This is a genomic window from Tepidibacter formicigenes DSM 15518, from assembly GCF_900142235.1.
In the GTDB taxonomy this organism is placed as follows: Bacteria; Bacillota; Clostridia; order Peptostreptococcales; family Peptostreptococcaceae; genus Tepidibacter; species Tepidibacter formicigenes.
In genome coordinates this window covers 1-12,874 of record NZ_FRAE01000073.1, presented here as the reverse complement: position 1 = coordinate 12,874, position 12,874 = coordinate 1, and the positions used below count along the sequence as shown (strand labels likewise).

The 12,874-nt window shown below is 25.8% G+C and carries 10 protein-coding genes and 2 pseudogenes; all 12 read left to right on the top strand.

The genetic code is table 11. From position 1 onward, the window contains the following. Nucleotides 1–219, top strand: a pseudogene (locus BUA77_RS14280) (IS701 family transposase); the annotation flags it as partial. A 562-nt stretch (nucleotides 220–781) separates the two neighbouring features. Next, the gene (locus BUA77_RS11265) at nucleotides 782–1,069 is read left to right on the top strand and encodes a hypothetical protein (RefSeq protein ID WP_072890246.1); all 288 of its coding nucleotides are present in this window, start codon (nucleotides 782–784) and stop codon (nucleotides 1,067–1,069) included. Between the two features lie 153 nt (nucleotides 1,070–1,222). Continuing rightward, a complete protein-coding gene (locus BUA77_RS11260) occupies nucleotides 1,223–1,423 on the top strand; it encodes a hypothetical protein (protein ID WP_072890244.1) in 201 nt (66 codons plus the stop codon). A 119-nt stretch (nucleotides 1,424–1,542) separates the two neighbouring features. Further along, nucleotides 1,543–3,456 carry a 1,4-alpha-glucan branching protein GlgB gene (glgB, locus tag BUA77_RS11255; protein WP_143151356.1) on the top strand — a complete coding sequence of 638 codons (1,914 nt, stop codon included), beginning with the start codon at nucleotides 1,543–1,545 and terminating at the stop codon, nucleotides 3,454–3,456. A 71-nt stretch (nucleotides 3,457–3,527) separates the two neighbouring features. Next, entirely contained in the window at nucleotides 3,528–4,652 is a 1,125-nt protein-coding gene (locus tag BUA77_RS11250) for a glucose-1-phosphate adenylyltransferase (protein WP_330390101.1), read from the top strand. 32 nt (nucleotides 4,653–4,684) lie between these two features. After that, complete coding sequence (gene glgD, locus BUA77_RS11245; protein ID WP_084605740.1) at nucleotides 4,685–5,803, top strand: glucose-1-phosphate adenylyltransferase subunit GlgD; 1,119 nt, start codon at nucleotides 4,685–4,687, stop codon at nucleotides 5,801–5,803. Nucleotides 5,804–5,876: 73 nt separating this feature from the next. After that, nucleotides 5,877–7,325 carry a glycogen synthase GlgA gene (glgA, locus tag BUA77_RS11240; RefSeq protein WP_072890240.1) on the top strand — a complete coding sequence of 483 codons (1,449 nt, stop codon included), beginning with the start codon at nucleotides 5,877–5,879 and terminating at the stop codon, nucleotides 7,323–7,325. A gap of 14 nt (nucleotides 7,326–7,339) precedes the next feature. Next, nucleotides 7,340–9,775: a glycogen/starch/alpha-glucan phosphorylase gene (locus BUA77_RS11235; protein ID WP_072890238.1), complete on the top strand. Its 2,436-nt coding sequence runs from the start codon at nucleotides 7,340–7,342 to the stop codon at nucleotides 9,773–9,775. A gap of 139 nt (nucleotides 9,776–9,914) precedes the next feature. Then, the gene (locus tag BUA77_RS11230) at nucleotides 9,915–10,811 is read left to right on the top strand and encodes an HD domain-containing protein (protein WP_072890236.1); all 897 of its coding nucleotides are present in this window, start codon (nucleotides 9,915–9,917) and stop codon (nucleotides 10,809–10,811) included. A 146-nt stretch (nucleotides 10,812–10,957) separates the two neighbouring features. After that, nucleotides 10,958–11,368: a beta/alpha barrel domain-containing protein gene (locus tag BUA77_RS11225; RefSeq protein ID WP_072890234.1), complete on the top strand. Its 411-nt coding sequence runs from the start codon at nucleotides 10,958–10,960 to the stop codon at nucleotides 11,366–11,368. A 114-nt stretch (nucleotides 11,369–11,482) separates the two neighbouring features. Then, nucleotides 11,483–12,442, top strand: a complete 960-nt coding sequence (locus BUA77_RS11220; RefSeq protein WP_072890232.1) for a TcaA NTF2-like domain-containing protein — start codon at nucleotides 11,483–11,485, stop codon at nucleotides 12,440–12,442. Between the two features lie 241 nt (nucleotides 12,443–12,683). Next, nucleotides 12,684–12,874: pseudogene (locus BUA77_RS13945) on the top strand (IS110 family transposase); the annotation flags it as partial.

The window sequence follows — 12,874 nt, the reverse complement described above, 5'->3', positions numbered from 1 at the left end:
TATCAAGTTAGAAGCCAAAAAAGTATTACTAGATATCTAATAATAATGTTAGTAGCTTACACTTACTCCAAATTATGTTCAGGCGTAGCCTTAAGTTTCAACACTGGATTTAAAAAAATACAAAACAATTTAAGAAAAACACAAGTTATTAATATTTATAATGCTGCAATACAAGGTGAACCTATTAATAAAATTTTTGAGTATCTGAAAATTGCATAGAAATGACTTTGGCTATTTAACTGTAAAATTTTTCAAGTAAAATTGCACTTTTATAGAACACTAGATTCATATTCCATTTAATGGGAATATTTCTAAGGATTGCATTCATTGTTTCTTCATTAAAAGTTATATATTCTATTAAAATCTTTAAAGCTAGATATACTAAATAATCCCCCTATAAAAATCGGGGGATTATAATTTAAAAATTATATTTTATATATAATAAACTTAAAGGATAAGGTAAAAAATTTCCTTATCCTTTAATAGAAGATAATCAGTGAATAAGGAAATTCCTTGTTTTGATTATCTTAAAAATAGTATATGAAAAAAAATAATTTTTATTCATCAATAAGTACATTAATTTATTAACAAAAATAAAATACAACTAGTTGTCCATAATTATATTATGTTAACTAACATTATTTTTGTATTAAATTTCTTAATTTAAATTTAATACAAAAAATCTAAAATAAATTGATTAATTCAAAAATTAATGATAACATTAAATATCTAAAATACAAAAAGACTATTAGGAGGGATTACTATAAATACAAAAGGATGGATGAGACAATTAATATCAAAAGACATGGGAGAAGAGGAGTTTGTATTTTATGTGGCAAAATGTTTAGAAAGTGAATTTAAGTTAAAGTCCCAGGTAAAAATTCAAGATTACAAAGTTATTTTTAGATTAGGAAATTATGAAATTATATTTAAATTACTTGATGTAAAAGAAAGTAAAGAAAAAGGGCCATATGTTTTAGATAAGCTTATTTTAGATAAATTACAGGAAAAAGGATTTAACTTTGATAAAAATAGAAGTCAATATATTAAGTATTGCTATGATATATAAAATAATTACAAAAATATAGTTAATTATAAAAAAAGTCCTTAAGCATTTTAAGGACTTTTTTGTTATAAGAAAATAATTTATAGTCATATTTATACTAATAAGTGTATACAATATATAAATATGAATTTTGGACAACCTATGAGAGGTGAGAATATGAATGAAAAAATCGAATCTATTAAGAGCAATATAGAGAATGGAGGTAATATAATAAGGTTTAAAAGAAATAATCGAAGAATAGGCAAAATCATACTTCAATCTAAACATGGCAAGAAAAAAGTTATTGGATTATTTGGAGATGAATTAAAAGAAGTAGCAAAATTTTATTATGACTGGCTTGAGAACAAAGAAAATTAAATTAAAAAATAATACATAATTTAACAATTAGATTTAATAATTAGTAGAATAATATCTAGAGTTACTATAAAAAAGATGAATATATTTCTTAGGATAAAACAAAATACAGGGGGATTATTATGGATGAAAATTTGATTGATTATTTGCCTGAAAGCTTTTTTAATCCTTACTATTTTTGTCAAGGAAGATGCTTTAAAAGTTATAAATTTTTAGGTGCACACTTATTAGAATATAATGGGTTAAAAGGAGTAAGCTTTACTGTGTTTGCCCCTAATGCTAAAAAAATTAATGTTGTAGGAAATTTTAACTCTTGGGATGGAAGTAATTATTCAATGAAAAAAATAGAAAAACTAGGAATATGGAATATATTTATTTCAAACTTAGGTGAAGGGGATATATATAAGTATGAAATTTATACACAAAATGGAAATAAAGTTTTAAAAGCTGATCCTTATGGATTTCATTCTGAAATAAGGCCAAATACTGCTTCTATAATTGCTTCATTAGATAAATATATATGGAATGATGAAGATTGGATGAAAAAAAGAAAAAAAGAGCCGAAGCATGAAAAACCAATAAATATTTACGAACTTCATTTAGGTTCATGGAAAAGAAATAAAAATAATAAATTTTTAAATTATAGAGAAATTGCTAATGAAATTATAGATTATATTAGATCTATGGGGTATACCCATATAGAACTATTGCCCGTTGCTGAACATCCATTTGATGGGTCATGGGGGTATCAAATAACAGGATATTACAGTATAACGAGTAGATATGGAAAACCTGAAGATTTTATGTATTTTATTGATAAATGCCATCAAAAAGGAATTGGTGTAATTTTAGATTGGGTACCTGGTCATTTTTGTAAGGATGAACATGGACTTTATAAATTTGATGGAACCACTCTTTATGAATATGATGATGAGTTAATGTCAGAAAATATAGAATGGGGAACATCCATATTTGACCATGGCAAAAATGAGGTTGTAAATTTTTTGATATCAAACGCAATGTTTTGGTTTGATAAGTATCATATAGATGGTTTAAGAGTAGATGCAGTATCGTATATGCTTTATTTAGATGCTGGAAAAAAAGAAGGTCAGTGGCGTTCTAACACATATGGTGGTAGAGAAAATATAAGTGCAATTGAATTTTTAAGAAAATTAAATAAGACTATATCTACTTATTATCCTGGAACTTTAATGATTGCAGAAGAATCTACATCATGGCCTCATGTTACTGGAGCTACAGAAATAGGAGGTCTTGGTTTTGATTATAAGTGGAATATGGGATGGATGAATGATATGTTAAAGTATATGGAAATGGATCCTATATACAGAAAGTGGCATCATAATTTAATTACTTTTTCATTTATGTATGCATTTTCTGAAAATTTTATACTTCCATTATCTCACGATGAAGTTGTCCACGGAAAAAAATCATTAATAGAAAAAATGCCAGGAGATTATTGGCAAAAATTTGCTAATCTAAGAGTATTTTTTTCTTATATGATTGCTCATCCAGGAAAAAAACTATTATTTATGGGTAATGAATTTGCTCAATTCAGAGAATGGAATTATAGTAAAGATTTAGACTGGCTGTTACTTGGATATGAAAAGCATCAAAAAATGAAATTTTTTGTTAAGGAGCTTAATAATATTTATTTAAATGAAAAAGCATTGCATGAACTTGAAAGTGACTGTAGAAGTTTTTCATGGATTGATCATCAAAATTATGAACAAAGTGTAATTATTTTCATGAGAAAAGGTAAAAAAGAAGATGATTTTATTATAATTGTATGCAATTTCACTCCTGAGCCTAGGTACAATTATAAAATAGGAGTACCAAAGCTTGAAGAATATATAGAAGTGTTTAATAGTGACTTAGAGAAATTTGGAGGTTCTGGAGTGAAAAATGATAAAATCATAAATTCATGTAATTTAAAGTGGCATAATCAGCCATATTCTATAGATATAACAATTCCACCTTTGGGATCATTATATATAAAATTAAATAAAAAACGATAGTATTTAAATTTTATGAATTTTGTATACGCTTCATGAATAATATAGTATATACAGCAAGGGAGGAGATTATTGTGAAAAAACCAAAAAAAGAAATTATTGCTATGTTATTAGCAGGAGGACAAGGATCTAGACTTAACATGTTAACAAAAGAAATAGCAAAACCAGCAGTACCTTTTGGAGGTAAATACAGGATTATTGATTTTACTTTAAGCAATTGCTCAAATTCAGGTATCGATACAGTAGGAGTGCTTACACAATATAAGCCACTGGAACTTAATTCTCATATAGGAATTGGAAGTTCATGGGATCTTGATAGGAAAAATGGTGGTGTTACAATTTTACCTCCTTATATGGGACGTGAAGGTGGAAGATGGTATAAGGGAACTGCAAATGCAATATATGAAAATATAAATTTTATAGATGAGTATGATCCAGAGCATGTTTTAATTTTATCAGGGGATCATGTTTACAAAATGGATTACTCAAAACTTCTTGATTATCACAAAAGTAAAGGGTCTCAAGCAACTATTGCAGTAATAAGTGTGCCATGGGAAGAAGCAAGCAGATTTGGAATCATGAATGTAGATAGTGAAAATAAAATATATGAATTTGAAGAAAAGCCTGAAAATCCAAAAAGTGATTTAGCTTCTATGGGAGTTTATATATTTAATTGGAAGACATTAAAAAAATATTTAATTGAAGATGAAATTGATGAAAATTCTAGTAATGATTTTGGAAAAAACATTATTCCTAAGATGCTAGATGGTGGAGAACATTTATATGCTTATGAGTTCGATGGTTATTGGAAAGATGTGGGGAATATTCAAAGTTTATGGGAAGCAAATATGGATTTATTAAAAGAAGATAATAAATTGAATCTATATGATAAAAATTGGAAAATTTATTCAAAAAATCCAATAGCACCTCCTCATTATATTAGTAGTACTGGTAATGTAAAATCATCTCTTTTAAATGAAGGTTGTATTATTCATGGAGAAGTTCACAATTGTGTATTATTTCCTGGAGTATATATAGGAAAAAATTCAAAAGTTATTGATTCAGTAATTATGCCAGAAACAAAAATTGAAGATAATGTGATAATAAATAAAGCTATAGTAATGAGCAATGTTAAGGTAAAATATGGAAGTGTAATAGGAGATACAAACTTTAAAGAAATAACTGTAGTAAATTACTAATATTTAATTATTTTTATGTGGGGGGAAGTATTATGCAAGATATCATGGGGATTATAAACTTAAGTGAAAAAGAAGATGCAATAAAAGAAATCACATATAATAGACCGATTGCTACTATACCTATTGCAGGCAGATATAGAGTTATAGATTTTGTTTTATCAAATATGGTGAATGCAGGAATACAAAATGTATCTATATTTACTCAAGGAAAATGTAGATCTTTAATGCAGCATCTCGAAACTGGAAAAGAATGGGATTTGAATAGAAAAATAGATGGATTATTTGTGTTTAATCCAGTAATAAACTCATCTGATACCATATTGTCTAAAGGAGATATTAAAAATTTTAAAGATCAAATGGATTATATAAAGCAAAGTAAACAAAATTATGTTCTTTTATCAAGAAGTTATATGATTTGCAATGTGGATTATATAGATGCTTTTAAATATTACAAAGAAAGTAATGCTGATATAACCATCCTTTATAAAAAGGTAGATACTAACAACGAAAAATTTTTAAATTGTGATACTCTAAATTTAAATGAAAATGGAAATGTTATCAGTATTGGTAAAAATGTAGGAAATAAAGATTCTTACAATATTTCTATGGAAATGTATATTATGAAAAAAAACTTGCTTCTTGAAATGATTGAAAATAGTATTTCTATAGGAGATAATGCATATTTAAAAGAAGCAATTCATAATAATATAAGTAATTTAAATGTAAATGCCTATCGTTTTAATGGATATTTAGCTTGTATTAATTCTATTGAAAATTATTATAAGTCAAGTATAGAATTACTTGATGTAGATATATCAGAAGAACTATTTTATAAAAATGGTTATATTTATACAAGAGTTAGAGATGAAGCTCCAACAAAGTATTCTAATAGTTCTCATGTTGTAAATTCTTTTATTGCAAATGGTTGTATTATTGAAGGAACTGTTGAAAATAGCATTATAGCTAGGGGAGTAAAAGTCAAAAAGGGTGCAATTGTTAAGGATAGTGTAATTATGCAAAAATGTGTTGTTGAAGAAGATACAATATTAAAGCATGTTGTATTGGATAAGAATGTAAATATAAGTAAAAATAAAGTATTGTGTGGCGATATGAAAAAGCCACTTGTAGTAAAGAAAAACTTAAATCTTTAATTTAGGATTAATAATTCAGGTAGATATCATTTTACCTGAATTATTAAATTTTAACGTATTGGGGGAGAGGAATATGATTAAAGTATTATATGTTGCTTCTGAGGCAGTGCCTTTTGTAAAAACAGGTGGGCTTGCAGATGTAGCTTTTTCTTTACCTAAGGAACTAAGGAAATTGGGAATAGATATAAGAATAGTAATTCCTAAATATAATTCAATTTCAGATGATTTTAGAAAAAATATGCGTTTTTTAAAAAGCATCAATGTAGAAGTAGGATGGAGAAGACAATACTGTGGTATTGAATATATAGAGTATGAGAATGTTCCTTATTATTTTATAGACAATGAATATTACTTTAAAAGAGATTCTGGTTATGGAATTTATGGATATTATGATGAAGCTGAAAGGTTTTCTTTTTTTAATAGAGCAGTATTAGAAATGATTGATAGTATTGAGTTTAAGCCAGATATTATTCATTGTAATGACTGGCATACTGGTATGATAAGTACATTTTTAAAAGTGCATTATAAAGACAAACCTAATTACAAGGATATTAAAACTATTTTTACAATTCATAATCTAAAATATCAAGGAATATTTTCTCCTGAAATACTAGGAGAACTTTTAAATCTTGGTACAGAATATTTAAATTTAGACTCACTTGAGTTTTATGGAGGAGTAAGCTTTATGAAAGGAGGAATAAATTATTCTGATGTCATTACAACTGTAAGTAATAGTTATTCAAAAGAAATACAAACTCCATATTATGGGGAACAACTAGACGGGCTTTTAAGAAGTAGAAATAAAAATTTATATGGAATTGTAAATGGTATAGATTATAAAATATATAATCCAGAAGATGATAAACATATTTTTAAGAATTATAATATTAATACTATAGATAAAAAATTAGAAAATAAATTAAAGCTTCAAGAATATTTGAATATTCCTCAAAAGAAGGATGTTCCTCTTATTGGTATGGTTACTAGGCTTGAAGATATGAAAGGATTAGACTTGGTTATTCATATATTAGATGAATTACTTTCAATAGATGTTCAGATGGTTATTTTAGGGACGGGGAGTAGTTATTATGAATCTATTCTCAAAGATTTTGAAAATAAATGTCCAAACAAACTGTCAGTAAATATATTATTTGATAATTCATTTGCTCATAAAATATATGCTGGATGTGATATGTTTTTAATGCCTTCATTGTTTGAGCCTTGTGGTCTTTCACAATTAATTGCTCTTAGATATGGAACCCTTCCAATTGTAAGAGAAACTGGAGGATTAAGGGATACTGTAAATTCTTATAATGAGTTCACAAAGCAAGGGAATGGATTTAGTTTTACAAATTATAATGCTCATGATATGCTTTACACTATTAAAAGAGCGTTAAGGTATTATGGGGATAAAAAAATATGGCATAAAATAATTAAAAATGCTATGGATGGTAATTACAGTTGGAAAAATTCTGCATGTACCTATGAAGAATTATATAAAGCTTTGAAATATGATTCTTAAAAGAGGTGTATATTATGACTTTAACTAAAAATCAATTTAAAGAAGATTTTATAAAAAAATTAATATCAAAAAGAGGAAAAAGTATTAAAGATGCAACACTTTGGGATAAATATTCTGCATTTGGAAGTCTTATTAGAGATTATATAGCTGAAAATTGGGTTAAAACTAATGAAAAATATATTAGTAATGAGAAAAAACAGGTTTATTATTTTTCAATGGAATTTTTGATGGGAAAGCTACTTGAAAATAATCTTATTAATTTAGGAATTAAAGAAATCTGTGAAGAAGGATTAAAAGACTTTGGAATTGATTTATCTGAAATTGAAAAAATAGAAAATGATCCAGGTCTTGGAAATGGAGGTCTTGGAAGACTTGCTGCTTGCTTTTTAGATTCCATGGCAAGTCTTGGAATTCCAGGCCATGGCTCTGGAATAAGATATAAATATGGTTTATTTGAACAAAAGATAATTGATGGATATCAAGTGGAGTTTCCAGATAAATGGCTTCAGTGTGAAAATATATGGGAAATAAAAAAACCTAGTAAATCTGTAGAAGTTAGATTTGGAGGAAATGTTAGAATAATTGAAGAAAATAATAAATTAAAATTCATACATGAGAATTATGAATCTATACTTGCTGTTCCATATGATACACCTATTCTTGGGTATGAAAATAACAAAGTCAATACATTAAGGCTTTGGAGTGCTGAAGGGATAAAGAAAGAATTTGATTATGAATACTTTAACAAAGGAGAATATACAAAAGCATTTGAAAATAAATATTCTGTTGAGTCTATTTCTCATGTTCTGTATCCAAATGATTCTTATGACAAGGGAAGGTTATTAAGATTAAAACAAGAGTATTTCTTTGTTTCTGCTGGGGTTCAAAGTATTGTTAGATTATTTAAAAAATTAGGAAAGCCTATAAATAAATTTAATGAATATATTGCTATTCATATTAATGATACACATCCTGCACTTGCAATTCCTGAACTTATGAGAATATTAATAGATGAAGAAGGTATTGGATGGGATGAAGCTTGGAAGATAACGAAAAATACAATATCTTATACTAATCACACTATTATGTCAGAAGCTTTAGAAAAATGGAATATTGATGTGTTTAAATCGCTTCTTCCTAGAATATTTATGATTATAGAAGAAATAAATGAAAGATTTTGCAAATATTTATGGGATAATAAATATACTGGAGATTTTGACAAGATAAGTAAAATGGCAGTTATAGCTGACGGTCAAATTAGGATGGCAAATCTAGCTATTGTAGGAAGTCATAGTATAAATGGAGTAGCAAAACTTCATACAGAAATATTAAAAAAACAAGAACTCAAGGATTTTTATGATATTTATCCAAATAAATTTAATAACAAAACAAATGGTATTAGCCACAGAAGATGGCTTTTAAAATCTAATCCTAAGCTTTCAAATTTAATAACAGAAACTATCGGGTCAAAATGGATTAATTTCCCAGAACAGCTAATGAATCTAATTCAATATAAACAAGATTCTTCCTTCCAAGAAAAGATTTATGACATAAAACAATATAATAAAAACAAACTTGCAAATATGATTAATGAAAAATATTCAATAAATATAGATCCAAATTCTATTTTTGATATACAAGCAAAAAGAATTCATGAATATAAAAGGCAAAAATTGAATGTATTACACATAATGCACTTATATAACAGACTGATTGAAAATCCAGATTTAGATATAGTTCCAAGAACTTTTATATTCGCAGGAAAAGCTGCACCTGGATATTATATAGCTAAACAAACAATAAAACTAATTAATACACTTGCTGATAAAATAAATAACGACAAGAGAATAAAAGATAAATTAAAGGTGATATTTATAGAAAACTATGGAGTAACACTAGCTGAACTTATGATTCCAGCAGCCAATGTTAGTGAACAAATAGCAACTACAACAAAAGAAGCATCTGGGACAGGAAATATGAAATTTATGATGAATGGTGCAATTACTATAGCAACATTTGATGGAGCGAATATTGAAATAGCTGATGCTGTAGGAGAAGATAATATAATAATATTTGGGTTAAAAGATAAAGAAATCTTTGAACTATATAAAAATAGATTATATAAATCTATAGATATATATAATGAAGACATAAGAATAAAAACAGTAGTTGATCAACTTGTAAATAGATTTTTTCCTGTAAAAAATGATGAGTTTTCTGTAATATATGATTCACTACTTAAATATAATGATGAATTTTTTGTATTAAAAGATTTTGATGCTTATGTAGGTGCACAACAAAAAATTGATAAACTTTATAGAAGTAGATTTAAATGGTTAGAAATGTCTATTGCAAACATTGCAAATTCTGGCAAGTTTTCTAGTGATAAAACCATACATCAATATGCTACAGAAATATGGGATGTAGGATCTATTCTTGATTATTATTAAAATTTAATCAATACATAAAAAACTTTTGTATTTTAATACAAAGGTTTTTTTGTTTTGTTAAGTTAGGATAGAAAATAAGTTTTTGGGAAAAATAAATGTATATTTTGCTTTAAAATCAAAATAGAAAGGGCGATATTAGATGAAAAACAAATTTATGAAAGATTTAAAAGAAAATGAATCCGTAGAATCTATGTTTATGATAATGAAAAAAATATATAGACAGGATGGAAAGCTTATTGCATATATTGGAGATAAAACAGGAGAAATTAAAGCTAGTATACAAGACAAAGAAAATAGTCTAGAAGTTGGAGATGTTATTAAAGTAAAAGGCATCAAAAGAGATATATTGCAAGTAGATAGTTTTAAAAAACAGAAAAACTTTGACATAGAAAAATTTCTTCCAACTATTAGCAAACCAATTGATGAAATTATGGATGAGATATATAAAATATCTGAAGAAGAATTTAAAAGTGAAGAAAGTAAAGTTTTAGATAGATATTTTTTTAAAAACAATGACTTTATAGAAAAATTTAAAAAGGGAATAGGAGGACTTAGACAACATCATAATTATATAGGAGGACTTGCTGAACATACATTAAATGTTATGTACATGGCAAAAACAATGGCTTACAGGTATGATTGTAGAAATAAAGAAATAGCTATTTTGGGAGCTAAACTGCATGACATAGGAAAAATAGAAGAATATAGTACAAACGGTATTTTTTCTACAACAATGCGTGGTGATATTGAAGGTCATATAATAATAGGAATTAGTATGTTAGAAGACGCTTTTAGAATTGGAGGAAGTATCTATAGTGAAGATTTTAAAATGAGAATAAAGGGATGTATAGTTCAGCATCATGGAAAATTAGAATACGGCTCTCCAAAATCTCCAAATACAGAAGAAGCATTTATTGTTCATTACGCTGATTACATTGATGCTAATCTTAATAAAATAGGGCAGGTAAGGAATACAGCAGAAGCTAATACATGGTCAGAATATGATAGAAGAATAGGAACTAAACTTTATGTTTAAAAAAATAACTATATTAGGGTAAAATTATCTTAATATAGTTATTTTTATGTATTACCTAGTAGAAATTAAAACTAAAAATGTCATATTAAAAAATAAACAAAAATAATATATAATATAAATATAACTAAAACATAGGAGGAATAAATTTGAAAAAATTAACATTAACCATATTTGTAATAGGATTTTCTATAGGATTGATAGTAAGTTCTTCTATAAATATTATAAATAACAAAAATATTAATAAAAAAGAACCTGAGGTTTTGAACAAACAAGAACTGTTAAAAAATACAATAAAAGAAGAAAAAAAAGTAAAAGAAATACCTAAAGCTACTGTTGCGGATAAACCAAAAGAAGAATTTGTAACTATAATAATAGAAAATGGTTATACTTCACAAAAAGTTGCAGATATTCTTTATAATGATGGCTTAATTCAGCATAAAGAAGATTTTTTAACTTTGCTAAAATCCTTAAATTTAAGCTCTAAAATACGTGTTGGAGAAAAAACTATTAAAAAAGGAAGCAGCATATTAGAAATAATAAATATTATAACAAGCTAGACTGCTGATTAATTCAGGAGTCTTTTTATTTAAATATAAATAATTTAGTGTTATATTATATAAAGAAACACATTGAGAGTTTTAAATATTCTATAGTTATGGAGGTAGCCTTAAATGTCAAATAAAAATTTATATAATAAATATATATTTTTATTAAGCGTTACAGTAATTATTGTTTTAATTGGGTTTAGTATCATACAGTTTAATATAAATTCAGTAAAAAAAGAAGTATATAATATTTCAAGCAATACAAAAAATAAAGAAAATAGTAATGTTTATTCAAAAGAAGACAATATAGACGAAAAAAACACAGAATTAACAAATACATATATTCAAAATAATATTACAGATTTAATAAAAGATTATGAAAATGCCATGGTAGAATCTATAAATACAAATGACTTCTCCATTGTAGAACCATATTTAATTTCTAATAGTAATTTATATAATTTACAAAAGGCATTAGTATCTAATTTATATAAAAGGGGAATTAAAGAAAAATTATTAGATGTTCAGGTTGAAAATACTGAATTTATAAATGGAGTATATAATGTGTATGTTTATGAAAAATTTAATATAACATATGGTAAAAAAGGTTCTAAAGTTAAAGAATTCAATTATATATATGAGGTTAAAGAAAATAATGGAAAACTAGGATTGAGTGATATTTTTTCAAATGAAGAAAAAATTAATACTAATTTAGAAAGTATAGAAAAGCAATCTCAAGTTGATTACAATAATGAAGTTTATTATAAATCTTCAAAAGAATATTATTCTGCCAACATTAATGAAATATATAAGAATCCATCTAAATATATAGGTGAAAAAATTGAATTATCTGGAACTATTATTTATATTAAGGAAAATTTCAATTCAGAAAATATGCTTATAAGTAATGGGAAAAATATATTTCATGTATACGCATATAAAACTGTAAAGCATTTTAAAGGAGACAAAATAATTGTATATGGGAAAATTATAGGGGAAACTAATGAATATAATATAAATAATAGTAAAACTACAATCCCTTCTATATATGGGGAATATATATATTTATCAAAACCATATAAGTAAATAATTAGAATTAATAAATGAGGCTTTCATCAATTTCTATGTAGATGAAAGTCTTATTTTAACTTTTTTGTAACTGTTTTTATGTTAAGTTTGATTATAATATATTTATAAAGGATAAAGGAGCATTCCTGTAATGAATAAATTTGAACTTTGATAAAAAAAGTACCTCCTGATAGAATACAGGGTGTAAGGTTGCAACTTACCCCGAATTAAAATAAGACTATCAATGGAGGTACTACAAATGAATTATACACAAAATAAAAAGATTTCGCAAATAACAGAATCAACTTTAATTATCGGAATAGATATAGCTAAGCATTCACATGTTGCTAGAGCTCAAGATTTTAGAGGAATTGAATTAGATAAGTATATTGAAGTTTCAAATTCTATTGAAGGGTTTAATAAATTAATTAAATGGCTTGATTTAATATG